Source organism: Leifsonia sp. SIMBA_070 (genome assembly GCF_046534635.1).
Classification (GTDB): domain Bacteria; phylum Actinomycetota; class Actinomycetes; order Actinomycetales; family Microbacteriaceae; genus Leifsonia.
This window is the reverse complement of record NZ_JAWRYK010000002.1, coordinates 112597-137314: the sequence shown is the minus strand read 5'-3', so window position 1 is coordinate 137314 and position 24718 is coordinate 112597. Positions and strand designations below refer to the sequence as shown.

Annotated in this window: 20 protein-coding genes; 14 read left to right on the top strand and 6 right to left on the bottom strand. The window is 70.8% G+C overall.

The window, feature by feature from the left end:
* Window positions 1-25 precede the first annotated feature (25 nt).
* From SB754_RS16340 to SB754_RS16325, 4 genes are read left to right on the top strand one after another with little or no spacing between them, the layout of a single operon-like run.
* The gene (locus SB754_RS16340; RefSeq protein ID WP_410783471.1) at window positions 26-1030 is read left to right on the top strand and encodes an ROK family protein; all 1005 of its coding nucleotides are present in this window, start codon (window positions 26-28) and stop codon (window positions 1028-1030) included.
* Window positions 1023-1607: an SIS domain-containing protein gene (locus SB754_RS16335; protein WP_410783470.1), complete on the top strand. Its 585-nt coding sequence runs from the start codon at window positions 1023-1025 to the stop codon at window positions 1605-1607. The genes SB754_RS16340 and SB754_RS16335 overlap by 8 nt, the downstream gene beginning before the upstream one ends.
* A complete protein-coding gene (locus tag SB754_RS16330) occupies window positions 1604-4258 on the top strand; it encodes an alpha-mannosidase (RefSeq protein ID WP_410783469.1) in 2655 nt (884 codons plus the stop codon). Before SB754_RS16335 ends, SB754_RS16330 begins: the two co-directional genes overlap by 4 nt.
* Entirely contained in the window at window positions 4255-6108 is a 1854-nt protein-coding gene (locus SB754_RS16325; protein ID WP_410783468.1) for a hypothetical protein, read from the top strand. Before SB754_RS16330 ends, SB754_RS16325 begins: the two co-directional genes overlap by 4 nt.
* A 47-nt stretch (window positions 6109-6155) precedes the next feature.
* Here the strand turns inward: SB754_RS16325 and SB754_RS16320 are convergent, their stop codons facing one another.
* The 3 genes from SB754_RS16320 to SB754_RS16310 are packed head-to-tail and all read right to left on the bottom strand — an operon-like array spanning window position 6156 to window position 10890.
* On the bottom strand, window positions 6156-7727 hold the full coding sequence (locus SB754_RS16320) for a transporter (RefSeq protein WP_410783467.1): 1572 nt from the start codon (window positions 7725-7727) through the stop codon (window positions 6156-6158).
* Window positions 7709-8482 carry an ABC transporter ATP-binding protein gene (locus SB754_RS16315; RefSeq protein WP_410783466.1) on the bottom strand — a complete coding sequence of 258 codons (774 nt, stop codon included), beginning with the start codon at window positions 8480-8482 and terminating at the stop codon, window positions 7709-7711. Before SB754_RS16315 ends, SB754_RS16320 begins: the two co-directional genes overlap by 19 nt.
* A gap of 50 nt (window positions 8483-8532) precedes the next feature.
* A complete protein-coding gene (locus SB754_RS16310; protein ID WP_410783465.1) occupies window positions 8533-10890 on the bottom strand; it encodes a hypothetical protein in 2358 nt (785 codons plus the stop codon).
* Between the two features lie 265 nt (window positions 10891-11155).
* Here SB754_RS16310 and SB754_RS16305 point away from each other — a divergent pair, with 265 nt between their 5' ends.
* A complete protein-coding gene (locus SB754_RS16305; protein ID WP_410783464.1) occupies window positions 11156-12526 on the top strand; it encodes an ABC transporter substrate-binding protein in 1371 nt (456 codons plus the stop codon).
* Between the two features lie 291 nt (window positions 12527-12817).
* Here SB754_RS16305 and SB754_RS16300 read toward each other — a convergent pair whose 3' ends face one another.
* From SB754_RS16300 to SB754_RS16290, 3 genes are all read right to left on the bottom strand, one after another.
* Window positions 12818-14167 (bottom strand): MFS transporter, encoded by a 1350-nt coding sequence (locus SB754_RS16300; protein ID WP_410783463.1) that lies wholly within the window; start codon window positions 14165-14167, stop codon window positions 12818-12820.
* A 132-nt stretch (window positions 14168-14299) separates the two neighbouring features.
* A complete protein-coding gene (locus SB754_RS16295; protein WP_410783462.1) occupies window positions 14300-15286 on the bottom strand; it encodes a carbohydrate ABC transporter permease in 987 nt (328 codons plus the stop codon).
* Complete coding sequence (locus SB754_RS16290; RefSeq protein ID WP_410783953.1) at window positions 15286-16254, bottom strand: carbohydrate ABC transporter permease; 969 nt, start codon at window positions 16252-16254, stop codon at window positions 15286-15288. The genes SB754_RS16295 and SB754_RS16290 overlap by 1 nt, the downstream gene beginning before the upstream one ends.
* A 372-nt stretch (window positions 16255-16626) precedes the next feature.
* On the opposite strand from SB754_RS16290, the gene SB754_RS16285 reads away from it, so the two are divergent.
* The 9 genes from SB754_RS16285 to SB754_RS16245 all read left to right on the top strand — a co-directional run bounded on the left by SB754_RS16285 (window position 16627) and on the right by SB754_RS16245 (window position 24676).
* Window positions 16627-17661: a LacI family DNA-binding transcriptional regulator gene (locus tag SB754_RS16285; protein ID WP_410783461.1), complete on the top strand. Its 1035-nt coding sequence runs from the start codon at window positions 16627-16629 to the stop codon at window positions 17659-17661.
* A gap of 149 nt (window positions 17662-17810) precedes the next feature.
* The gene (locus tag SB754_RS16280) at window positions 17811-18818 is read left to right on the top strand and encodes a BadF/BadG/BcrA/BcrD ATPase family protein (RefSeq protein ID WP_410783460.1); all 1008 of its coding nucleotides are present in this window, start codon (window positions 17811-17813) and stop codon (window positions 18816-18818) included.
* Window positions 18815-20104: a 6-phospho-beta-glucosidase gene (locus SB754_RS16275; protein ID WP_410783459.1), complete on the top strand. Its 1290-nt coding sequence runs from the start codon at window positions 18815-18817 to the stop codon at window positions 20102-20104. Before SB754_RS16280 ends, SB754_RS16275 begins: the two co-directional genes overlap by 4 nt.
* Complete coding sequence (locus SB754_RS16270) at window positions 20101-21654, top strand: FAD-dependent oxidoreductase (protein WP_410783458.1); 1554 nt, start codon at window positions 20101-20103, stop codon at window positions 21652-21654. Before SB754_RS16275 ends, SB754_RS16270 begins: the two co-directional genes overlap by 4 nt.
* Window positions 21655-21738: 84 nt before the next feature.
* Window positions 21739-22056 (top strand): hypothetical protein, encoded by a 318-nt coding sequence (locus SB754_RS16265; RefSeq protein WP_410783457.1) that lies wholly within the window; start codon window positions 21739-21741, stop codon window positions 22054-22056.
* Window positions 22057-22140: 84 nt separating this feature from the next.
* Window positions 22141-22632, top strand: coding sequence for a hypothetical protein (locus tag SB754_RS16260; protein ID WP_410783456.1), 492 nt, complete (start codon window positions 22141-22143; stop codon window positions 22630-22632).
* Window positions 22613-23062 carry a DUF6098 family protein gene (locus tag SB754_RS16255; protein ID WP_410783455.1) on the top strand — a complete coding sequence of 150 codons (450 nt, stop codon included), beginning with the start codon at window positions 22613-22615 and terminating at the stop codon, window positions 23060-23062. The genes SB754_RS16260 and SB754_RS16255 overlap by 20 nt, the downstream gene beginning before the upstream one ends.
* Before the next feature lie 10 nt (window positions 23063-23072).
* Complete coding sequence (locus SB754_RS16250) at window positions 23073-23714, top strand: hypothetical protein (protein ID WP_410783454.1); 642 nt, start codon at window positions 23073-23075, stop codon at window positions 23712-23714.
* The gene (locus SB754_RS16245) at window positions 23711-24676 is read left to right on the top strand and encodes a glycosyltransferase (protein WP_410783453.1); all 966 of its coding nucleotides are present in this window, start codon (window positions 23711-23713) and stop codon (window positions 24674-24676) included. Before SB754_RS16250 ends, SB754_RS16245 begins: the two co-directional genes overlap by 4 nt.
* Window positions 24677-24718 lie beyond the last annotated feature (42 nt).

Below are 24718 nucleotides of genomic sequence, written 5' to 3'. Positions count from 1 at the left end.
GGGTCGTGCTCCACCCCGGAAGGACATGATGGCAAACGGCCTCCGAGCCGTCCTCTCGCTCGACATCGGCGGCACCAAGCTCGCCGTCGGTGTGGTCACAGAGGACGGTCGAACCCACGGACTCACCGTCGAACCCACCCGCCGCGAGGAGGGTCCGGATGTAATCGTTCCCAGGCTGTTCGCCATGGGCCGGCGCGCCATCTCCACGTCGGGCCTCGACGTGGAGGCGGTCGGCATCTCCTGCGGCGGTCCGCTCGACGCCACGGCGGGCGTGCTCACCGGGCCGCTGCACCTCCCGGGCTGGATCGACCTCCCCATCGTCGAGCTGGCCGAGCGCGAGTTCGGTGTCCCCGCGGTGCTCGAGAACGACGCGACCGCCGGTGCTCTCGGCGAGTTCCGCTACGGCGCGGCCCGCGACGCCGACACCATGGTCTACCTGACGATCTCGACAGGGATCGGCGGCGGCGCCGTCATCGACGGCCGCCTGCACCGCGGCGCAGCGGGCAACGGCGGCGAATTCGGTCACGTCATGGTCCGCACGGGAGGCCGCCCCTGCCTGTGCGGGCGCCGCGGCTGCCTGGAGGGCTACGCCTCCGGAACCTCGATCGCCCTGCGCGCCCGGGAGGCCGTCGCAGAACGCGGCCAGGGGTCGGCGCTCGCGCAGCTGCCGGCCGTCCGCGCGGAGGACGTGGTCGCGGCCGCTGCCGCCGGCGATGCCCTCGCCTCCGAGCTGTGGGAGGAGACCGTCGACGTCCTCGCCACCGCCCTCACCGACCTGGTCAATGTCTTCGAGCCCGACCTCGTCGTCCTCGGCGGCGGGGTGACCCGCTCCGGCGACGCCCTGCTCCTCCCCGTGCGGGAGCGCGTGGCGGCGGACGCCATGCCGCCGGCCGCCGCGGCCTCCACCGTGGTGCTCGCCGGACTCGGCGACGAGGTCTGCGTCGTCGGCGCGGGCGCCGTCGCCTTCGATCGTCTCGATCAGCTCGCCGGTGCGGGCGTCGGTGCTAGCAAGGGAGGCCCCCGTGGCTGAGTGGATGCGGGAACAGCTGGAAGCGCACATCCAGGTCGCCGAGCAGGGCGAGAAGCTGCTGCCCGCCCTGCGCGAGGTGGGGAAGGTGCTGTGCGACGCGTTCGCCGAGCGCGGCATCCTCTACACGTTCGGCAACGGCGGAAGCGCTGCGGACGCTCAGCACTTCACCGGCGAGATCATCGGGCACTACAAGCGCGACCGCCGTCCGCTCGGTGCGGTGACGCTGAGCACCGACCCGACCACGATGACCTGCATCGCCAACGACTACTCGTACGACGACGTGTTCTCGCGCCAGGTGGAGGGCCTCGCCCGGCCCGGCGACGTTGTGGCGGCCTTCACCACCAGCGGCCGGAGTGCGAACATCGTCTCAGCGCTCGAAGCGGCGAAGGCAGCCGGCGCCACCACCGTGCTCTTCGGCGGAGGAGACGGCGGCCCGGCCAGGCAGTTCGCCGACTACGCGCTGCTCAGCCCGTCCACGACCACCCCGAGGATCCAGGAGTTCCACACCTTCATGCTCCACGTGCTCTCGGAGATCGTGGACGCCTGGGCCGACGGCGACGAGGAGTACGCACTGTGACCACCCCGCGCACCGGGAAGGGCGACACCGAGATCGCCGCCACCGCCGCCGAGGCCGCCCCGAACGCTCCCGTCGCGAACGCGCCGGCCGGAACCCAGCCGCGTGACCTCCCCACGTCCCCGCGCCCGTCCGCGACGCCGCAGCGCACCCTCCACATGATCGGCAACGCCCACCTCGACCCGGTGTGGCTGTGGCCGTGGCAGGAGGGCTACCAGGAGGCGCGCGCCACCTTCTGGTCGGCCATCCAGCGCATGGAGGAGTACCCCGACTTCGTGTTCACCTGCGACCAGATCGTGCTGCTCAGCTGGGTGGAGGAGTCCGACCCCGAGCTGTTCGAGCGCATCAGGGAGCGTGTCGCCGAGGGCCGCTGGGTGAACGTCGGCGGCTGGTGGGTCGAGCCGGACAACAACATGCCGATGGGCGAGAGCTTCGTGCGCCAGGGCCTGTACGGCCAGCGCTACCTGGAGTCCCGTTTCGGCACGCCGGCGACCGTCGGGATGAACGTGGACCCGTTCGGCCACAACGCGATGCTGCCGCAGATCCTGCGCGGGCAGGGAATGGACTCGTACACGTTCCTTCGTCCGGGCCCGCACGAGTCCGACTTCGGGGCCTCGCTGTTCTGGTGGGAGGCGCCGGACGGCTCGCGCGTGCTCGCCTACCGCATCCCATTCGAGTACGGCAGCCCGGGCGGTTCCGTCGACGGCCAGACCGAGAAGTCGCTCGCCTCGCTCGACCGCAGCGTCGGCTTCGGCGAGAACGCCGTCGCGATGGTGTTCTACGGCGTGGGCAACCACGGTGGCGGCCCCACGATCGCCAACATCGAGTCCATCCACCGGTACGACCGGATGGGCTCCTTCGGAAGGATGACGATGTCCTCACCGCGCACCTACTTCGACGAGGTGCTGGGCCGGGGCGAGGCGTTCCTCGACGCGCTCCCGGTGCGCCGCGACGACCTGCAGCACCACGCTCCGGGCTGCTACTCGTCCCACTCCGGCATCAAGGCGTGGCAGCGGCGCGCGCAGTTCGCGGTGCTGAACGCCGAGCGCTGGGCCGCCGTGGTCGCCGCGACCGACGGGGTGGCGTACCCGCGTGAGCAGCTGGAGACCGCGTGGAAGCAGGTGCTGTTCAACCAGTTCCACGACATCCTCCCCGGCTCAGCCATCGAGCCGTCGTACGACGACGCACGCGACCAGCTGGGGGAGGCCGTGGCGATCTCGAAGCGCATCGTCACCCGCGCCCACAACATCCTCGCCCGCCAGGTGCAGGTGGACCGCGAGGACGGCACGCAGCCGGTCCTCGTCTTCAACCCGCACCCCTGGGCGGTCGCGGTGGACGTCGACTTCCAGTACGGCGGCCAGCGCACCGGCGTGCACGTGGTCGACGAGACCGGAGAGCAGGTCGTCTCGCAGGGCTCGCAGCCGACCGCGACGACGGATGACGTCTCGCGCGGCGCCGTCGTGTTCCGCGCCGAGGTGCCGGCACTCGGGTACCGGCTCTACCGCCTCCGTCCCGGTCCCGGCCCTGGCGTCGTCTCCGCTGCCGGTTCGGGTCCGGTCTCCGGCGGCCTGACCGTCACCGCGGACACCCTCGAGAACGACCACGTCCGCATCCGCATCGACCAGGAGACCGGCTGGATCTCGTCCTACCTGGTCAAGGCGACGGGCGTGGATGTGATGGCCGGGGTCGACGGCACGCAGCACACCCAGATCAACGACGACCCGACCGACACCTGGGGTCACCGCGTCGTCTCGTACGCGTGGCCCGGCGCCTCCATGGCGCTGAAGCGGATCGTGGTGCGCGAGGCCGGCCCGCTGCGGTCGCGTGTGCGGGTGGAGCGGGAGTGGGGCGCATCCACCCTCGTGGAGGAGTTCATCCTCGACCACGACTCGCCGGTGCTGCGTGTCAACGTGACGTTGGACTGGCGCGAGCAGGCGCACCTGCTGAAGCTGCGTTTCCCCACGGTGCTGGAGGAGCCGGCGGCCACCTACGAGATCCCGTTCGGCCACCTGGAGCGTCCCGTGGACGGAGCAGAGGAGCCCGCGCAGTCGTGGGTCGACCTCACCGGGACGGTCGACGGCACGGCGGCGGGACTGACTGTGATCACCACGAACAAGCACGCCTACGACGTCTCGCCCGGCGACCAGCCGAGCATCGGCGTGACCGCCGTGCGTAGCCCCGTCTACTCGTGGCACGACCCGCGCCTCCTCGACCCCGAGGGCATCTACTCCTTCCAGGATCAGGGCGTTCAGCGATTCAGCTACGAGCTGGTCCCGCACGCCGGCGACTGGCGGGAGGCCGACCCGGTGCGCCGCGCGCTCGTGCTGGGCAACCCGGTGCGGGCGATGCAGGAGTCGTTCCACGACGGCGCGCTTCCTCCGGTCAACTCGTTCGCGGGAGACGGGGGCGGCAGCGTCATGGTCACCGCGTTCAAGGGCACGGAGGATGCGACGGACGCGCCCGGAGGGGCGGACCTGGTCGTGCGGGCGGTCGAGACCCGCGGCGAGGGCGGACGCTCGCGCATCGAGCTCCCGGTCGTCGGGCGGACCATCGAGGAGGACTTCGGGCCGTCCCAACTGCGGACGTTCGTGGTCCCGGCCGACCCAGCGGCGCCCATCCGCGAGGTCGACCTGATCGAGCGCCCCCTGTCGTGAGCGCACGGCCGGAGGTTCGGGCGACCGTCGTCGGGCCTGCCGCGGAGGCGGCAGAGGTGCGATTCGACTGGACCGAAGCCGAGCCCGGATGGCGGCTGAGCGTTCGGGTCACCTACACCGGCGCGGAGCCGGCCGACGGATCGGTGCTCGTCGAGGCCCCGGTGCACGGCGCCGACGACCCGTGGTGGCTGATCCCCGGCGCCTTCTACGGCGAGAACCGGCCCGCCGAGAACACCCGCGCGTTCCCCCGGTTCGAGGTGGGTGCGCGCTCGCCGGAGCAGCACGCCGCCCTGGTGAGCGACACGTGGGAGTTCCGCGCCGACCGCGCGGCGACCCCGGCCGTCTTCGCCTGGGCGGGACCGGAGCGCGGAGGGGTCGCGCTGGCGGCCGACGAGACATCCCCGCTCGGACTCACCGGTCTCGGCCTCGCGCACGACCCGGAGTGGGGCGACGCGACCGTCAGCCTCCGCTTCCCGTATCGCGAGTACCCGGTCACCTACTACGGGGACGCCCGTCCGCGACCGGCAGACGTCACCACGCACCGCTTCCTCCCCGGAGAGACGGTGGAGCTGGCGGTGCGGGTCTTCGCGCTGGACGCCTCCCGTCACGCGTACGCACCCATCCTGCGCTCGCTGCACGCCGAGTCCGTCGCCCGGGCGCCCGAGAACCCGTGGATGGACGTGGCGACCGCCGCCGACCTTACCGCTGAGGGCCTCCTCACCTGGCACTACGACCCCGATCCCGGCGTGCTGCTGGAGACCGTCGGCTTCGACCGCGAGGTGAGCGGGCGCGATGGGCTCACGGTCGACCGGCAGGCGATGCACGTCGGCTGGGTCAGCGGCATCCCGTGGGCGTACGCGCTCCTCGCCCACGGCCTGCGCACCGGCCGTCCTGACGAAGCGGAGGCGGCACGCCGCGTCATCGACTTCATCACCGCGTCCCTGTCGCCCTCCGGAACCTTCTGGGGCGTCTGGTACCGCGACCACGGCTGGACGCAGAGCTGGACCGAGCTGAAGCGCGGCCTCCACTCGCGCACCCTCGCCGAGGCGACGCTGTTCCTGATCCGGGCGCAGGGGCTCGACGCGCATCCGCAGTGGGAGCACGCCATCCGCTCCAACCTGGACGTCGTCGTGGGCCGGCAGCGCGGCGACGGCAACCTCGGGTCGGTGCACCACGCGGAGACCGGAGAGGTCCTGTCGTGGTCGGGCGCCTCCGGCCTCACCTGGATCGCGGCCCTCGTGGCGGCCGCCGACCGCGACGGCCGGTACCTCCCGGCTGCGCTCGCAGCGGGTCGGTACTACGAGCAGTTCGTCGACCGGGAGTTCATCCACGGCGCTCCGGAGGACGTCGACCTGGCGCCGACCTCCGAAGACGGCTACGCCGCCGTCATGGCCTACGTCGCTCTGCACCGCGCGACCGGCGATGCGCACTGGCTCGACGTCGCGCGCCGCGCGGCCGATTGGATGCTGACCTTCCGCTACAGCTACGACGTCGAGTTCCCGCAGCACACGCTGCTCGGCGCGTACGACTTCCGCACCCGCGGGGCCGACAACGCCTCCCCGTCGAATCAGCACCTCCACGCGTACGGCCTGGTCTGCACGGCCGAACTGCGCGAGCTGTCCGCCGCCCTCGACGACCCGCACTACGCAGAGCGCGCGGACGAGACGCTCGCCTGCTTCCGCCAGTTCATCGCGCGCGAGGACGGCGACTTCAACGCCTACCGTGGCATGGTCAGCGAGCGCTACTACCAGACCGCCTGCTTCCAGCCCAAGGGGATGCTGCTGACGCTCTCGCACGCCTGGAGCGTCGGCGTGACCCTGCTCGCCTGCGAGCAGACGCTCGCCCGCTGACCCGCCTGCCGTCGCCCGGCGGCAAGTTCGTAGGGGGGGAGAAGGGATCAGGCGTCCTTGCGGAGCTGGAGCAGCAGCTCGGGGGCGCGGGCGTCGAGGACGCGCCCGCCGAGCCGGACGCCGACGACAAGCAGCACCACGCCCAGCACGAGCGAGACGACGAGCCCGATCCAGCCCCACGCGGCCTCCCGCGTCACCAGGGAAACGACGAAGAGCACGATCTCGGGGAGGGACAGCACGGCGATCACACCCCACGCCGCGAAGGTCGGGCCCATCAGCGAGATGTTCGCGCCCGGCCGCGAGCGGAACGGGTTGTCGCCCGGCTCCGGCACGGGGAAGACGAACCGCGCCGAGGTCACCGAGCAGACGGCGACGCCGCTCAGCAGCATCCCGAGCGAGAGGCCGAGCAGGCCCGGCGCGGGGAGCCAATCCGCCTCGACCGCGGCGGATCCGAGCACGATGATCACGACGGCGGGCACGGCGAAGCTCAGCAGAGCGGAGGCGCGGCCCCAGCGGTCCGCGCGTCCGGGCACCGCCTTGGAGACGTGGAGGGCGAACGCGGTCGAGTCGTAGGAGACGTCCGCGATCATCCCGATGCCCAGCGCGAACGCGACGACCGGCCCCGCGGCGAACAGGTAGCCGAGGGAGTGGTTGATCCCGGAGTAGAACCACATCACCGCCGGGAGGAGCGGGATCACCAGCAGCTGCCGGAGGTAGCGCGGGTCCCGGAACCAGTAGGTCAGGCACCGCGCGGCGATCGCACCCGCGGCGGTGCCCGGCAGCACCCCGAACAGCCCGGTCTTGCCGGGAGCCCGAGTGCGGGAGGAGGCGCGGGCCGGAGTCACGAGCGATCGTGCGAGACCCCAGCGCCACACCGCCCACAGCACCACGAACGTCGCCACGGCGATGAGCAGCCGCAGCAGCGCGCCGAGCGGGTCGCCCGCAGCGACGGCGCCCGGGACAGCCCACACGGCGCCGAGCGGGGACCAGCCGAGGCCGGCGGCGACGGCGGGTAGTGCATCCGCCGAGCGGCGCAGGCCGCTCGTGATGCCGATGACGATCGGCCCGGCGAGGATGAGCGGCACCAGGATGAGCAGGCCGCTCGCCTCCCGGAACCGGCGCCCGGAGGCGAGCCCGCTCGCGACGGAGGTCACCGCTCGCGACACCACGATGCACGTCGCGGCGCCGAGCACCCCGGTGACGAGGCCGATCAGCGCGACACCGGGCGAACGCAGCCACGGCAGGGCGGTTCCGAGCGACGCGATGGTGGTGGCAGCACCGGCGACGCCGACCGCGCCGCTCAGCAGCATCCCGATCATCAGCGGCCGGAGCGCGATGGGGTAGACGGCGAGGTGACCGGGATCGAGGGTCTGCTCGACCCCCGACAGCAGCAGGGGGAAGACCGCCCATCCGAGGACTGCGGCCGAGCCGGCGAGGACGACCGCGGTCGTCGCCACCTCGACCGGTGCGAACGACAGCGCCACCAGGGCGCCGAGCACGACGATCAGGCCGAACGCGCCGTACAGCGCGCCGATGATCACGGCGACGAGCTGGCTGGTGCTGCGCTTGAAGGAGTTGCGCAGGACGAGCAGCCGCAGCCTTACGAGTGTCGCAACCACTCCGGCCCCTCCCCGACCCGGCGGCCGCCCACGAGCTCGACGAAACGGTCCTCCAGCGTGGATCCGGCGCGCACGTCGTCCACCGAACCGGCGGCGACGACGCGTCCGGCCGTGATGACGGCGACGTGGTCGCACATCCGCTCCACCAGGTCCATCACGTGGGACGATACGACGACGGTCCCTCCGCCCTGCACGTAGGTCCGCAGGATTTCGCGGATGTTCGCTGCGGAGACCGGGTCGACCGACTCGAACGGCTCGTCCAGCACGAGCACCCGCGGGGCGTGCACCATCGCGGCCGCCAGTGCGATCTTCTTGGTCATGCCGGCCGAGTAGTCGACCACCAGGGTCCCCCCGGCGGTCTGCAGATCGAGCAGCTGCAGGAGGTCGGCCGTGCGCTGCTGCGCAGTCGGCCGATCCATGCCGCTGAGGAGGCCCGCGTACTCGACGAGCTGCTGGCCGGTGAGGCGGTCGAACAGCCGGACGCCGTCGGAGAGCACGCCGATCATCGCCTTCGCGACCAGGGGCTGCCTCCACATGTCGACGCCGTGGATGAGCACCTCCCCGGCGTCCGGGCGCAGCAGGCCGGTCGCCATGCCGAGCGTCGTCGTCTTGCCCGCGCCATTCGGGCCGACGAGGCCGTAGAAGCTGCCGGACGGCACGTCCAGATCGATCCCGTCCACTGCGATCTTGTCGCCGAACCGCCTGTGCAGTCCCCGGATCCTGATCGCGAGCCCGTCATCCGCCGCCACGCGCACCCCCTCACGTCATCTGGGTCGCTCGTCCGTCGAGCCGCCCGTGGTCCACCCTAACGGCGACGGGGATGCGGCACGCCGTGCGCCCCTGGTCCTACCGTTCGACTGCGCTCGCGGCCGAGCGGTCCGGCGTAGGCGCGGGCCTGCAAGGGCAGCGCGAGGTCGGCGCCGTAGCGGGCGACCGCCTCCCTCAGTTCCGCCGCGACTGCCGGCCGGAATCGGTAGTGGAGGGTGCCGGTGAACTCCTGCCTGGCCTGGAAGTTCGTGAAATGGAGGTTGTTCATCACCCAGCTGTTGATGTGACCGGAGGGAGCATCCAGAGTCCTCGCCCACTCGCCGGTGTGGAAGCCGCCGAGCTGCACGAGCGGCGCATCCACCGTGCCCCACAGGATGGCGGCATCGGCGGCATCGTTTCTCACGCCGACCGCGTGCTGGATCGAGTACCAGTCCTTCGATGTGTCGGGAAGCTGCTCCGTGTCGGCGGCGAACACCGCGCCCGCCGTCTCGAGCAGGAACTGCGGCGCTGCTACAGCGAACGGGAACGTGACGAAGATGCTCTCCGGGCCGAACTTCTCCGGCTTGGCGATTCGGACGTCGAGGTCGATGTCGGCGAGGTCGCGATAGAGGGTGAGCGTGTGCGTCGCGGACAGCTCACCCGGCAGTTCCGACACCCAGTGGATGCGAGCGAATGTCTCCGTCTCTGTCACCCCCGGCAGAGCGTCCGCTCGTCCGTGGCGCTGCTCGAACTCCGGGCCGGGGAACGACGGGTTGAAGTTCTTCGGGTTGCCGAACATCGCGTGCGACCGTCCCGCCTCGGTCACGTACTCGGACACGATGGCGCCCAGCCCGTGGGCGGCGGTCGTGTCGATCAGCTCTCGGCCGGTGGTCAGGTCGACCAACGAGACCACCCCTCCGCGGTTCGGATCGACCGCCGCGCGGAAGCGCCCGGCCTCCACGGTCGTGCCCTCCCGCGGCGACGGGAGCGGCGCGGGTGCGGGCAGTACGACGACGGAGCGTGCAGGCACCTCAGCGACGATGGTCACTCGGCGTGAACCATCCACTTCCGCCTCGACGGGTTCGCGCCGTGGGCGGTCGTCGAGGTTGGCGACCAGCACACCCTCGACGGGAACGAGGTCGGCAGCGGGGTCCCAGCCGGAGGCCGCCAGCCGGTGGAGCTCCTCGACGTTGAGGTCGCGCGCGAGGTCCCAGGCGCCGTAGGCGAAGCCGGCCTTGGCGTTCCCGTGCGAGTGGCTGAAGTGCGAGTGCGGCTTCGAATAGGTCTCCCACGAGCCCCACGTGTGCTCGCCGAAGAGCAGCAGCTCCTCATCCACGCGCTCGAACGCCTCGGCCAGCTCGGCCTCGCCGCGCAAGCGGACGGGTCCGCGGCGGTAGCCGAGGACCGTCGCGAGCGCCGGGTCGCCCTCGCCGCGTCGGGCAGCCAGCCCGAACGCCGCACGTGCCGACCGGGCGAAGCGCCGCGCCTCCCGGTAGACCGCGACTTCGCGGGCGGTCGAACCGTGGCCGTGCGACCACCAGTCCGCCCACTCGCCGCGGAGGACGGGCAGTCCGTCCGGCGCGTCTGCGGCCAGCGCCTCTGCCTGCGCGGCCAGCGCATCCATCGCGGTGTCGATCGTCGCGGTCTCCGTCGGGCGGTCGGGATGGCGCTCGTTCCAGTGCCGGACGATCCGGGTGAAGAGTGCGGTCGGCCAGCGGTTGTCGTTGCCCGCGTGCACGATGGCGGTGTCGAACGGGTAGTCCGTCCGGGCATCCAAGCGCTCGACGAACTCGAGGATGCGCTGCTCGGCGAGCTCCACATCCCCGTCGACGATCCCCCACTCCTCCCCGAAACCGTAGTGCGTCGACAGCAGGGTGAACACCCGGCGGCCGGAGGGCGCCTCCCACCAGAACGCGCTCGGCTGCTCCAGCGGCGCGCGGCCGTGGTCGGGGTTCAGCGCCATGACCAGCCGCTCGATCCCGGCGTCCAGCATCGCGTCGGCGGCGCCCCAGGCGATGCCGTTCACGTCGCCGTGCTGCTCGGTGCGGATCGGGAGGCCGGCCTCGCGGATGGCGTGGAGCGACCGGTACGCCGCCTCGAACTCGGCGAGGTCGGGGAGCTGCGTCATGTTCAGGTACCCGCCGGTGACCGCGATCGTGCCGTCGGCCGTGAGGGCACGGAACTGCGCGATCTCCTCCGGCAAGGCGGAGCGGAGGAAGTTCAGCACGGGGCGGGCGACCTCGAACGTCCACCGGAAGCGGTCGGGCGCGCCTGGCGCCGCGGTGTCCTCCGCGGCCAGGCGGAGCACTTCGCGCACGATCCTCGCGTGCATCCCGTCGATGATCCGGGGGCTGTTCGTGTAGCCGACGTCGTGGTGGGTGTGTCCGAGCAGCAGTACGCGGCGGATGCGGGGCATCGGTGCCTTCCTCCGGGGTCGATCTCTGGAATCGTTGCCATACGACCCTAGGACTTGAGAAGCGGCTCGTTCAAGCGTAAGAAACAATCAAGTAACGAAAACCCGTTCGTTGTCCCTGCTCCCCTTGTGAAGAGCCGGGCGGCTGCATTAGCGTTCGATGTGGGAAGGTTTCCATACTGTCGCCTTCGAACCCCGGCAGTATCGAATCCCGTACCTCTTCGCACGGGCGAGGACGCCCGCCGCGACACCACTGAAGGGAAATCAGATGAACAAGAGGCACACCGCCCTCGCCGCTGTGGCACTCACCGCGTCGGTGGCGCTCCTCGCCGGGTGCAGCTCCAGCGGCGGCAGCTCGTCCGGCGGGAACTTCTCGAAAGACGCCAAAGGCAGCCTGAACGCCTGGGGCTTCGACAACGCCGACGAGGTCGGCACCTCCCGCATCGCCTACGCCAAAGACCAGCTCAAGAACGTCACCATCAAGATCGACCAGACGCCGTTCGATGCGCAGAAATTCACCACCCGCGTCGCGGGCGGCAACGTGCCCGACGTCGTGCAGATGGACCGCCAGTTCGTTGCGACCTACGCGGCGCAGGGCCTGATCCAGCCGCTCGACCAGTGCTACTCGGTGAACAACGTCGACCCGAAGAAGAGCTTCTACGGCTCGGTCCTCGACGACATCACCTACGGCGGCAAGGTCTACGCAGTGCCGCAGTTCTACCAGCCGCCGGCGATCATCACCAACGAGCGCGTCATGAAGGCGGCCGGCGTGACCGACGCCGACATCGACACCTCCAAGCCGGACGCCCTGGTCGCAGCCGTCAAGAAGATGTACAAGGCATCGGGCGGCAACCCGACGACGCTCGGCTTCGACCCGCAGGCCAGCGGCCAGGCCGGACTGTGGATCCTCGGCTTCGGCGGCCAGATCATCGGCTCCGATGGCAAGCCCACCCTCGACGACTCGAAGAACGAGAAGGCGCTGACGGTGCTCAAGCAGATCGCAGACGCCCAGGGCGGCTACGCGAAGATGAAGAGCTTCACCGACTCCTTCGACTTCTTCGGCGAGAACAACCAGTACGTGAAGGACCAGGTCGGCGCTGAGGTCAACGCCCAGTGGTACGTCAACGTGCTGACCCCGTTCGTCGACAAGGTCGATATCGGAGCGGTGCCGTTCAAGGACAGCGATGGCAAGCCGTTCGCCGTCGCCTCCGGCACGTCGTTCGTCATCCCGACCGGCGCCAAGAACAAGGACGCCGCGTGCGCCTGGGCGCTCGCCCTGACCAGCGAGCAGGCCTGGGAGGCTGCAGGCGCCGCCCGTCAGAAGACCATCGACAAGACGCCGGGCGCGATCAACACCGGCCTCTTCACCGGTTCGCCGGAGGCCGACAAGACGCTGCGCCAGAAGTACGTGAAGCCGTCCGGCAACGCGGGCTTCGACAAGGCGATCTCGACGTTCTACGACGTGGTCGGCAGCGGCAAGTCGTTCGGTGCGTCGCCGGCCGGTCAGCAGATCCAGACGGAGCTGCAGAACGCGATCCAGTCGTACCTGCTCGGCAACAAGTCGGCCAGCCAGGCCCTGAAGGACGCCCAGGCGTCCGCCATGAAGGCCTACCAGCAGGCCACCAAGAGCAGCAAGTAACCGCTCGCACCCAGGGGCGGCCTCCTCCCGGAGGCCGCCCCTTCTGCGTCCCCGCCGTTCCGCCGCCCGCCTTCGCGCTCGGCTCTCTCCGGGGCCGCCCACTTCCCTCGTCCCGTCGAGTGGTGAGCACATGTCGCCACTCGTCCCGGATTCCAGCATCCACTCACCACTCGATGCCCGCGCTCGTCGATGTGCACCTTGTTGCGCACTCACGCGGCGTGTCGACCGCAACAACGTGCACCTCGACGAAAAGGGCGGAGGGAACGGGGGGCGAAGCGGGAGGGAGCGGGACTAGGCGGAGAGGGGGGCCTCGGGGAGGTCGGCGACGTCTCGGGCGCCGCGGAGGGCGGTCCAGAGGACCACGGGACAGGCCAGCAGCAGGGCGCCGGCTACGATGAGGGTCCAGCGCGGACCGATCGCGTCCCCGAGCAACCCGCCGAGGATGGCGCCGAGCGGGAAGAGCCCCATCACGACGACCTGCATGGTGGCGTTCACGCGCCCGAGGATGCGGTCCGGGCACACCTGCTGCCGCACGCTGACCTGGGTGATGGCGTAGACGATCTGCCCGAACTCGCCGGCGGCGATGCCGAGGACGATGAGCAGCGTCCACCATCCCGGCTGAGCGAAGGCGCCAAGGAGCGACAGCGGGGCCGTCACGGCCAGGGACAGCCAGACGATGCGGACCGGGCCGACGGCACGCGCCAGCCGGGTCGTGAAGCCGGCCCCGATCATGACCGTCACCGACCCGACCGCGATCACGATGCCGATCATGGCCGGCGAGAGGCCGAGCGTGCGTGACAGGAACACCATGTTCACCGCCGACGCGATGGCGAACGAGAAATTGCTCAGGGCGCTCGCCAGCGCGGTCGCACGCAGCACCCGCGAGCGGAACACGAACGTCAGGCCCTCCGCGATGTCCGCGCGCATCCGACGGCCGCCGGCAGTCGCAGCGGCGCCCCTGGCGGACGCAGCTGCCGCGCCCGACACGCCACCCGGAGCGGCACCCGGGGCACGCGTGCCGCCCGCGCCGGAGCGGCCGGGGGCGTCCTCGTGTGCGCGGATCCCGAGTAGGCACAGCGCGGACACCGCGAACGTTCCCGCCTGAACGAGCAGGACGGACGCCGCCCCCATGAGCGACACGAGCACCCCGCCGAGTGCCGGACCGGCCACCTGTCCGGACGCTCGCACGAATTCCAGCGACGAGTTGCCGGCGAGCACACGATCCCGGCCGATGACGGCGGGCAGGTAGCTCCGGTAGCCGACATCGAAGAACACCCGCGCCACGCCCGCCAGCAGCGAGACGAGCAGCAGTTGCCCCATCGACAGCAGGCCGAGGAGCGCCGCGAGCGGGATGGTCGCCAGCAGCAGGGCCCGAGCTACGTCCGCGGCCACGAGCAGCGGCCGACGGCGTACCCGGTCCACCCAGGCGCCTGCAGGGAGGCCGAGCACGGCGAATGCGATGGTGGAGGCGGCGCCCAGCAGACCGACCTCGAACGGGGTGGCATGCAGCGCGACCACCGCGAGCAGAGGCAGGGCGACAGCGGAGACCTGCGCGCCCAACTGGCTTGTCGTCTGACCTGCGAGCAGCAGACGGAAGTCGCGGGACGCGTACAGCGAAGGAGAGGGAGATGTGGATGTCACGACGGGCCTTTCGAATCCGGAACAGGTGGTCCTCCCACCCGCCGGCTCGATCCGAAAATCGTCGCTAGGGGGGTTAAACGTTACCGGGCGCGGCGGACGATGTCCAACCGCGCCCGGCATCCGGGGTGAGGGTCAGCCTTTGCGGCCCTGCGTTGCGACGCCCTCGATGAAGTAGCGCTGGCCGAATCCGAAGAGCAGCAGCATCGGCAGCGTGACGATCAGCGCGGCGACCATCACGTACTGGTAGTCGCCGTGCCCGCCGTTGGTCGGACTGAACGTGGTCATGGCGTACGAGATGCCGAGGGGGACGGTGAAGCCGTCCACACCTCCCGCGTTCAGGTAGATCAGCGCTGCCTGGAGGTTGTTCCAGCTGGCCTGGAACTCGAACAGGAAGATGATGATGAACGACGGGACGCTGAGCGGCATCGCGATGCGGGTGAACAGCTTCCAGTAGCTGGCGCCGTCGAGACGGGCCGCCTCGAACAGCTCCCGCGGGAGCCCCATGAAGAACTGCCTCTGCAGGAAGATGTAGAACGCTGAGCCGAACAGGTTCATCCCGAACATCGGTATCCAGGTCCCGACCAGGCCGAGGTTCTTCCAGATCAGGTACTGCGGCACCATCGTCACCGCGCCCGGCAGCATCATCGTCGCCAGCACCAGGCCGAACAGGAGGGTGCGGCCCGGGAACTTGAAGTACGCGAACCCGAAGGCGACGATCGAGCTCGAGATCGCGACGAGGCCGGCCGCCAGAACCGCGATGACCACGCTGTTGCCGATCCAGGAGAGCAGCGGGAGCTGGTTCCAGACCTCGACGTAGTTCTGCGGCGTGAACGTCTTCGGCCAGAGGGAGTTGTCGAAGACCTCCTCGCGGGGCTTGAGGCTCGCCGCGAGGAGCCAGGCGAAGGGGTAGAGGAACAGCAGCGTGAATCCGAGGGCGACGATCCACAGCAGGGTCTTGCCGATGATCGACTTCGGCTTGTACCACCGGCCCTTGACGGGGTTGTCGCGGTTGCCCTTCGTCGGGGTGCGGCCGCCGTCGGGACTCGTCTTGCCGATCTCGGAGGCGACGGCGGCAGCGGCTGCGGTCGCCCGGTCAGCGGACTGGGTCGCGGAGGACATCACTTGTCTCCTTCGTAGTAGACGAGCCGGTTGCTGACCTTCACCTGCACCAGCGTGATGAGCAGGATGATCACGAAGAGCAGCCAGGCCATGGCCGCCGCGAATCCGAAGTTGAATTGGCGGAAGGCCTGCTGGAAGAGGTAGACGCCGTAGAACAGCGACGAGTCGGGCGAAGCGTTGGTCTGGTCGCGCCAGAACAGCAGATACGCCTGGTCGAACACTTGAAGGGCCGCGATGGTGAGGACGACCACGTTGAAGAAGATGGCCGGCGAGATCATCGGGATCGTGATGGTGAAGAACTTGCGGATCGGGCCGGCTCCGTCGAGCGACGCGACCTCGTAGAGGTCTTGCGGGACGTTCTTGAGCGCCGCGAGGAAGATCACCATCGTGCCGCTGACACCCCACAGCGTCATCAGGACGATGGAGGGCTTCACCCAGTTCGGGTCGATGAGCCACTGCGGGCCTTCGATTCCGAACACGGCGAGGAAGCGGTTGATCGCACCCGTGTTGCCGTTGAGCAGCAGCAGGAAGATGGAGGCCGTGGCCACCGCCGGCGTCATCTTGGGCAGGTAGTAGATGGTGCGGAAGGCGCCTGCGCCCCGTCCCACCCAGTTCAGCAGGAGGGCCAGCAGCAGCGCGAAGATGATCTCGAGCGGCACGGCCATGACCGCGTAGAACAGCGTGTTGCCGAGCGACAGCGCGACCTTGGGGTCGTCGAACAGTTCGGAGTAGTTGTCGAACCCTGCCGGGCTGGCGCTGTTCGTGGCCAGGTTGTAGTTGCTGAACGAGATGAACAGGCTGTACAGCATCGCGCCGAGGGTGAACACCAGGAAGCCGATGATCCAGGGGCTGATGAAGAGGTATCCCGCGATCGCCTCGCGCTTGTTGTACTTCTTCGCCCGCTTCTTCTCCGGCTTGCGGTCACCCGTCGGGGTGTTGCTGCGTGACGCGTCGGTGAGGACGGCCATCATCGGCCTCCCTCTGTCGCGTCATCGAGCTCGGTGATCCTCATCGCCACCCTTTCGATCCGTCCCCCGCCTCCTTCGGCGCGGTGTGGCATCGTTACCACATAGCAGCGACTATAGGTCCTCGGGCGCGGGCCTGCAACCGAACTCGGGCCTTTCCCGGGCGGGGAGCGCCTCGTGGATGCCCGGTGCGTCGCGGCTATGTGGGCGGTGCCGGCGGGGGAACTGCCTGTTTTGCACGCACGGTACACCCGAGCGGCCGCGCAGTCACCGGTCGTGCAGGCCCCAGCAGTGGGTGGCGCGCGCCGCCGCCTCGACCGTTAGGGTGGACTTCGCCGGGCGTCCGGCGCTCCGGCGCCCGCGAGAAGGGTGTCCATGATCGAGAACGACGCGGAGGGGGCTCCGCGCCGCGCGACGTTGAAGGATGTCGCGCTGGCGGCCGGCGTGTCTCAGTCGACGACCTCGCGCGCCCTGAGCGGCGAGGGATACGTCGCCGCGGGCGTCCGGGAGCGGGTCGTGGCCGCCGCCGAGTCCCTGGGGTACGTGCCGCACGCCATGGCGCGCAGCCTGCGCAAGCAGGACAGTCGCACGATCGGCGTGCTGGTCTCCGACCTGCGCAATGCCTTCTATGCCGACCTCGCGGCGGGCATCGCCGCGCGGGCGCGCCGCGAGGGCTACACGATGATGCTGGTCGACGACCAGGGTTCCACTGAGGCCGAGATGGATGCGGCGCGCGCGTTCGTCGCCACCCGCGTCGCCGGCGTGATCGTCACGCCGCTGTCCGGCGACGTGTCGGAGTACCTGATGCGCCAGCACATACCGGTCATCGAGGCGGACCGTCAGTTCTCGGCGGGCCGCTGCGATGCGGTGATCATCGACAACGCGGGTGTCGCCAAGCGGATGACGGATCATCTCATCGATCTCGGGCACCGCCGCATCGCGCTGTTCATCGACGAGACGACCTGGACCACGGGTGGCGAGCGCGCGGCCGGCTACCGGACCTCGCTGAAGGGCTCGGGGATCGCCGCGGATCCCTCACTGGTCATCTCGACCGGCTGGGATGCGGACGGGGCCCGCAAGTCGGCCATCGACATCCTGGCCCGGCGCGACCATCCGACCGCCATCTTCGCCGCGAACAACCTGCTCGCCGAAGGAGTCTGGCGGGCGACGAACGACCTGGGGTTGCGCATCCCGGAGGATCTGAGTGTGGTCTCGTTCGACGACTCGGAGTGGATGAGCATGGTGAGCCCCGGCATCACGGCGGTGGCGCAGGATGCGGTCTCGCTCGGCGAGACGGCCCTCGACCGCCTGCTGGGACGCCTGAAGGATCCGGGGTCCGACCCCGAGACGGTCGTCCTCGAGGCGCAGGTCCTCCCGCGCGGCTCGACCGCCGCCCCGCGCGCGCTCTAGCCGCGTCTCGTTCGGCTGTTCCGCCGTCTCGCCTCCTCTCCGCCGAGTGGTGACACGATGCCGCTACTCGTCGCGGATTCGGACATCTACTCACCGCTCGACGACAGGGAGCGCACGGAGGGTGGAAACGATCCCATAATTGCGGCAGGATGGGCGCGGCGAAAGGAAAGACGCTGACCGCACTCACCGAACCCCCTGCCCGCCCGGCGTTGGCCGTGGCGATCGACGGCGGCAACTCGAAGACCGAGGTCGTGGTCCTCGCGCGCACCCCAGAGGGGCTGACGGAGCGGGCGCGCGTCATCGCGGCAGGCAGCGGAGCCGGACCGGAGGCCGTGGTCACCGCCGTCAGCAGTGCACTGGCCGAGGCGGGAGCCGACCCTGCCGAGGCGCAGCAGGTGTCGGCAGCGATCGCCGGCGTCGACTTCCCCGGAGACGAGACGGGTCACCGCGCGGCGCTCGCCGGGCTGTTCCCCCGCGCGGAGATCGAGGTGGTCGGCGACGCCGTCGCTGTCCTGGAGGCCGGCGGCGGCCTCGGGGACGCGCTCGCGATCGTCTGCGGTGCGGGATTGAACGCCGTCGCGCGAGGACCGCGCGGCCTCGCGACGGTCCCGGCGCTCGGCTGGGTGAGCGGCGACGGGGGCGGCGGCGACGACCTCGGCCGGGAGGCGGTGCGTGCGGCGGCACGGGCCGAGGACGGCCGAGGTCCGGCGACGTCCCTCCTGGGCCGTGTGCTGGCCGAGACCGGGATGCCCGACACCGTGACGCTCGCCCGGGCCATTCGCGACGGGGCCGTGACGATGAGACAGGTCGGCGCCCTCGCCGCTGTCGTCGCGCGCGCTGCTCTCGACGGAGACGCCGTGGCGGGCCGGCTGGTCGCCCGTGCGGCAGAGGAGGCGCTGCTTCTCGCCGATGTCGTGACCCGCGCCGCGTGGGGGAGTGACGGGGCCGTCCCGTCGGGAGCGCCCGCTGTGCTGGCCGGCGGGCTGTTCGCCGACTCCGGCTTCCGCGGTGCGGTCTCCGCCGGTCTCCGCGATCGCGGCTTCGACCCGCAGCCTCTCGCCTTCCGCCCCGTCGACGGCCTCGTCCGTGCTCTCCGAGAGCGTGATGAGCGCCCCGCCGACCCCTCACCCGACACCCGACGAAAGGATCCGCGATGAAGGTCACGGTCATCGGCGCAGGCTCCACTTACACGCCCGAGCTCGTCTCGGGGCTGTGGAACGAGCGCGAACGTCTCACGGTCGACGAGCTGTGGCTCATGGACGTCGACGGACCCCGTCTCGAGATCGTGGGCGGGATGGTGCGGAGGATGCTGGCGCGTCAGGGCGCCGACGTCCCGGTCACGCTGACGACCGACCGCACGGCGGCGATCGACGGCGCGGACGCTGTGCTGATCCAGCTGCGGGTCGGCGGCCAGCAGGCGCGCCTGCAGGACGAGCTGTTCCCGCTGGCGTGCGGTTGCGTCGGGCAGGAGACGACGGGGGCGGGCGGGCTCGCCAAGGCGCTCCGCACCGTGCCGGTCGTGCTCGACATCGCCCGGGAGGCCCGGGAGCGGGCGAACCCGGACGCCTGGATCGTCGATTTCACCAACCCGGTCGGCATCAACACGCGCGCCCTCCTCGACGACGGGCATAAGGCGATCGGCCTCTGCAACTTCGCGATCGGCGTCCAGCGCTGGATCGCTCGCGAGCACGGCGTCGAGCCGCACCGCGTCGAGGTGGACCCGGTGGGGCTCAACCACCTGTCGTGGGTGCGGCACATCCGCGTGGACGGCGAGGACGTGCTTCCGCGGATGATCGAGGAGCGCTCGGACGAGCTGGGGAGGCGCGGGGGCGTACCGGGCGAGCTCATCCGCGATCTCGGCGTCCTTCCCTCCTACTACCTGAAGTACTACTACGCCCACGACAAGACCGTCGCCGAGCTGAATGGCAGCACGCCGCGCGCCACCGTCGTGGCCGATGTCGAACGCGAACTCCTCGCGCTCTACGCGGACCCTGCCGTCGACACGAAGCCCCCGCAGCTGGAGGCGCGCGGCGGCGCGTTCTACAGCGAGGCGGCCACCGCCCTCCTCGCGTCGCTGGTCGCCGGCACCGGGGACAACCACGTCGTCAACGTGCGCAACAACGGGCTGATCACCGGCCTCGCCGACGACGACGTGGTGGAGACGCTCTGCCGGGTGGATTCGTCGGGCGCGACCCCGCTGCCGCAGGCTCCGGTGGCGCCGGAGCTGCTCGGGGTCATCCAGCACGTCAGCGCCTACGAGCGCCTGGCCGCCCGCGCTGCAGTGACGGGCGATCGCCGCCTGGTGCGCATGGCGCTGCTCGCGCATCCACTCGTGGGGCAGTGGGACCTGGTCACGGCGCTGGAGCGCGGCCTGTTCGAGAGCGGCGGCGCCCTGCTGCCGCAGTTCGCGGCAGCGGGGGCCGCCGAGGGCGCGGGCGCATGACCCGCTCGGCGGACGTCGTCGTGTACGGTGCGACGTCTGCGGGCGTCGCGGCGGCCGTCGCGGCGGGCGAGGCAGGAGCGCACGTCCTCCTGCTCGAGCCGGGCCGGCATCTGGGCGGGATGACGTCGGGCGGTCTCGGCTACACCGACGTCGGCGACGTCCGGGCGCTGGGTGGCGCAGCGGCGCGGCTGCGCGCGGACATCGCCGAGCACTACGGCAGGGCACCCGGGCACTACGCCGGTCCGGAGCCGCACGTCGCCGAGGCCATTTTCCGCCGCTGGCTGGAGGTCGCCGGCGTCGAGGTCGAGTTCGACGCCCGGCTGACCGGCGTCGAGACCGCGGAGGGGCCCGACGGCCGCGAGCTCCGCACGCTCGACGTTGCCGGCGCCGGCCGGGTGGAGGCCGCGGTCTTCATCGACGCGAGTTACGAGGGCGACCTGCTGGCCGCCGCCGGCGTTCCATACCGGGTCGGCCGCGAGGACCGCTCGCTGCACGGGGAGCGATTCGCCGGGCGGCAGGAGTTCCTCCCGGGGATGCACAACATGCCGCCGTGGGTGTCCCCGTTCGTCGCCGATCCGACCGGGCGAACGGAGGGGGCGATCCTCGCGCAGCTGCACGACCGCCCGCTCGCCGCACTGGGCGAGGGTGACGGCGGCGTCATGTCGTACGGCTACCGGGTGTGCCTGACCACGGCCTCCGACCGCATCCCGTTCGAACGGCCGGACGACTACGACGACGAGTACTGGGAGCTGGGGCGTCGGCTGTTCGCCCGCGACCGGCGTGAAGGGGTGGAGCGCACCGCCGGCCGCATGCTCGGGCTGGAGCCGAACCTCCCCGGTGGGATGTCGGACGGCAACTCCCTCGGCCCGGTGTCGCTCAGCGTCCTGGACGGGTCGGCGTGGGAGTACCCCGATGCGTCGCCGGAGCGGAGGGAGGAGCTCCGGCAGCACCACCTGTCGCACACCCGCGGATTCCTGTACTTCCTGTCGCACGACCCCGACGTGCCGTCCGCGATCCGCCGAGAGCTGTCCCGCAGGGGCCTCCCGCGCGGCGAGTTCGCCGACACCGGTCACCTGCCCCACCAGCTCTACGTCCGCGAGGCGCGACGGATGGTCGGCCAGCAGGTGCTGACCGAGCACGACCTGATGGCCGGGTCCATCCCGGCGGATACGATCGCCCTCGGTTCGTACCATATCGACGTCCGCGAGGTGCAGCGCGTGTGGAGGTGGGTGTACGAGCATCCCGACCCGATCGGCACGGTCTTCACCGAGGGCTATCTGTCCGTGCCCGTGCCGCTGTACGGCATCCCGTACGCCTCCCTGCTTCCCCGGAGGCAGGATGCGGCCAACCTGCTCGTACCGGTCTGCCTGTCGGCGTCGGCGGTCGCGTTCGCCTCGGTGCGGATGGAGCCCCAGTACATGATGATCGGCCAGGCGGCCGGCGTCGCCGCAGCGCTCGCCGCCGGTCGCGGCAGGGCGGTGCACGACGTCTCCCTCGACCTCCTGGCCGAACGGCTGGTGGCGGGCGGACAGCGCCTTCGCCCGGAGTGACCTTGGCATGACCACGGGTTGGGATCGGTGTCAATCCCCCTGACACGACAGGATTTCGGTGCAGCGATAAGGCACTATGTGGTTATGGGAAAACTCGTCTACGGCGCCGGACAGGAGTATGACCTCGACGACCGCGTGCTCAGTCACGTCAAGCTCGCCATCGTCGCCAAACTCCGCCGCCACGAGAGCTTCCTGCTGAACTGGGACGTCCCGGTCGAGCAGGGTTCGGGGCGCGTCTCGCTGTGGATCAGTCGCGAGGTTCCGCTCGCCTTCCAGTTCAGCGGCAGCCGGCCCCCGGCGATCAACCCGCAGTGGCTCGAGGCCCTCATGCACACCTCCCAGCGCACCGGCGGAATGGTCATCATGTCCGAGGATGAGATCGGCCACCACATCCCTTCGTAAACCGCGCACCCACCTGCCCACGCACTGTTCGGACCGTTCGTCAATCCCCTGCTTTTGGCGGCGCTGCGACCTACTTTTGCTTGCATGGGCGATATGACTGCGACGGCGGTGCTGATGATGCTCCCGCGTCGCGCACGGACCCCGGTGGCCGTTCTCGCGGACGGCCCGGTTCCGTCCTCCCTCCGCCTGGACGTCTTCGGCGGACGCGACCTCTTCGTGCGCATGCGCCGCGGGCCTGGCGTCCACGGTCTCAGCGAGCCGTACCGGGAGCAGCCGCGCGAGGACTTCCCCGTCGAGTCCGACCCGGCCGTCGTCGTGACGAACGACCGTTACGCCCAGGCGCGATTCGCCTGCTCGGCGTCGGTCTTCGGTGCGTCCGACGTGATCGTCTTCGTCCCGCTCGACGACGACGGTGAGGCACCGGATCATGTCCGCATCCCGATCCCGTCGCTCGATCAGCCGTCCTGGCACGAGTACGAGCTCGTCTCACGCACCCGGATGGAGTGCCGCTACCGCGTCGCCGGCGCCCGCGACACCGTCCCGACCGGAGGAACCCATGCTCTATCAGCTCTCTGAGGTCGAGCGACTGCTCGACGAGGGTGCCGGCCTGTACGTCCGCTACTCGGCCGGCTATGCGACCGACCTCGAGCGCGGTTCGGTCGACGCCGAGTCCGGACTGCCGCTCCCCGGCCTCGCGGCGCATCCGCTCGACGCCGAGGCCTGGTGGACGCTGCCCCGCGGGGAGTGGGTGGCGCGGCAGATCAGTCGCCTCCCCGCCCCGCGCCACAGCCCGAAGGACGCACTCCGGCCGGAGCGGTTCGCCTGGCTGCTGCGCGGAACCGAGGCAGGGCGCGGCCCCGACGGCGAGGTCCTGGTCACCGATGTCGAGGTGGTGGGGCGCCTGGCCGAGTGCCTGATCGAGCAGGCGGACGGGGTCTGGGGCGCCCGCTTCGACGCGGAACTCGGCCGCCGCGAAGCCGAGCTGGTTTCGGTGGCGCATGCCTGAGGCCCCCGGCATGGAAGCCGCGACCGGTTCGCGCGTCGACGCCTCGGCCATCCTGCAGCTCATCTCGGACACGCCGTCCGGCGGCACAGCGATCGTGCTGCGGCGGCCGGAGGCGCCGCCGTTCGTGGTGATGGGCGACGACACCGCGGAGGGCTTCGCCCGGCTGCGGCGCGGAACGATCGCCTACGGCGTCCCGGAGTCGTACCAGGCCCTCCCGCGGGACATGATCCGTGCCGGTCACATCCTGCACGTTCGGAATGACCACCGCCCCGCCCGGGTGGACAAGGCGGGCTCGATCTTCGGTCCGGAGCCGGACAAGCTCTGGGTGCCGCTCGACGACGACGCCACTCCGTTCGAGCGGATGCGGGTGCCCATCCCGTCCTTGCAGCGTCCGGCGTACGTCGAGTTCGTGCTGGAGTCCGACGGGGACGTGCTCGACTATCGTCTCGACGGCGAGGCCAGTGTCGGCGACGGCTACATCTGCCCGTATTGCGGCAAGCTCTGCCCGCAGAAGGAGCCGCACACCGCCGCGCACGGTGTGGCCGGTCACACCCACGCGGGCGTGGCCGTCGGGCAGGACCAGGACGGGCCGGCCCCCGAGACCGGGCCGTTGGAGCTGCGGGGCCACCACGGTCCCGGAGCCCAGCTGTGAGCCGCGCTCTGCGGCTGCTCGTCTGGCAGGTCCACGGCGGGTGGAGCGACGCCTTCTTGCGCGGGCGGCACACGTACCTCCTGCCGCTGGACGAGGCGGGCGAGGGCGGCGTCGGCGCGCGCGACTGGCCGTCGAACGTCGTCGATGTGCCGCGGGATGACATGGCATCGACGCCGTTCGATGCGGTCGTCCTGCAGCGCTTGGAGGAGTTCGACCTGGTGGAGCAGTTGACCGGCCGGAAGCCGGGCGCCGACGTGCCGGTGGTCTTCGTCGAGCACAACACTCCCAAGGAGGGCGTGCCGAACTCGCGCCATCCGCTGGCCGACCGCGACGACGTGCTGATCGCCCATGTGACGCACTTCAATGCGCTCTACTGGGACACCGGATCCACCCGCACGGCGGTCATCGAGCACGGCGTCGTCGACTACGGCAGCTTCTTCACGGGCGAGCTGCCGCGCGCCGCGGCGGTGATCAACGAGCCGGTGCGGCGCTGGCGCGTGACAGGCTCCGACCTGCTCGGCGGGTTCGCCCGCGTGGCGCCGGTCGACGTGTTCGGGATGCAGGTCGACGGCCTCGCGATGGCGCTCGGCGTCGGGCCGGACCGGGTCGCTGCGGCCGGCGACCTCCCCGCGCCCCAGCTGTTCACGGAGGTGGGGCGCCGCCGCGTGTACGTGCACCCGAACCGGTGGACCTCCCTCGGACTGTCGCTGCTCGAGTCGATGACGGCCGGCGTGCCGGTGGTGGCGCTGGATGCGACGGATGCGCGGCGCGCGGTGGTGCCGGGAGTGGGGGTCATCTCGACCGACCTGACCGAGCTGCACGATGCCGTGCGAGCGTTCGTCGACGACCCGAGCCGGGGAGCGGAGGTCGGCGGCCGCGCACGCGAGTGGGCCCTGGAGCGGTTCGGACTGGGACGCTTCCAGGCCGACTGGGACGAGCTGCTCGCGCGCTGGGTCGGCTGACCGCTCCGACATGCGGCCGCTCGCCGGGGGGTCGGATGGGCT

Excerpts from the sequence above, each read along its gene's own strand:
- SB754_RS16285 (WP_410783461.1), top strand. The coding sequence starts at position 16,627 with ATGATCGAGAACGACGCGGAGGGGGCTCCGCGCCGCGCGACGTTGAAG.
- SB754_RS16340 (WP_410783471.1), top strand. The coding sequence starts at position 26 with ATGATGGCAAACGGCCTCCGAGCCGTCCTCTCGCTCGACATCGGCGGC.
- SB754_RS16260 (WP_410783456.1), top strand. The coding sequence starts at position 22,141 with ATGGGCGATATGACTGCGACGGCGGTGCTGATGATGCTCCCGCGTCGC.
- SB754_RS16270 (WP_410783458.1), top strand. The coding sequence starts at position 20,101 with ATGACCCGCTCGGCGGACGTCGTCGTGTACGGTGCGACGTCTGCGGGC.
- SB754_RS16310 (WP_410783465.1), bottom strand. The coding sequence starts at position 10,890 with ATGCCCCGCATCCGCCGCGTACTGCTGCTCGGACACACCCACCACGAC.
- SB754_RS16280 (WP_410783460.1), top strand. The coding sequence starts at position 17,811 with ATGGGCGCGGCGAAAGGAAAGACGCTGACCGCACTCACCGAACCCCCT.
- SB754_RS16250 (WP_410783454.1), top strand. The coding sequence starts at position 23,073 with ATGGAAGCCGCGACCGGTTCGCGCGTCGACGCCTCGGCCATCCTGCAG.
- SB754_RS16275 (WP_410783459.1), top strand. The coding sequence starts at position 18,815 with ATGAAGGTCACGGTCATCGGCGCAGGCTCCACTTACACGCCCGAGCTC.
- SB754_RS16265 (WP_410783457.1), top strand. The coding sequence starts at position 21,739 with ATGGGAAAACTCGTCTACGGCGCCGGACAGGAGTATGACCTCGACGAC.
- SB754_RS16295 (WP_410783462.1), bottom strand. The coding sequence starts at position 15,286 with ATGTCCTCCGCGACCCAGTCCGCTGACCGGGCGACCGCAGCCGCTGCC.
- SB754_RS16305 (WP_410783464.1), top strand. The coding sequence starts at position 11,156 with ATGAACAAGAGGCACACCGCCCTCGCCGCTGTGGCACTCACCGCGTCG.
- SB754_RS16255 (WP_410783455.1), top strand. The coding sequence starts at position 22,613 with ATGCTCTATCAGCTCTCTGAGGTCGAGCGACTGCTCGACGAGGGTGCC.
- SB754_RS16290 (WP_410783953.1), bottom strand. The coding sequence starts at position 16,254 with ATGGCCGTCCTCACCGACGCGTCACGCAGCAACACCCCGACGGGTGAC.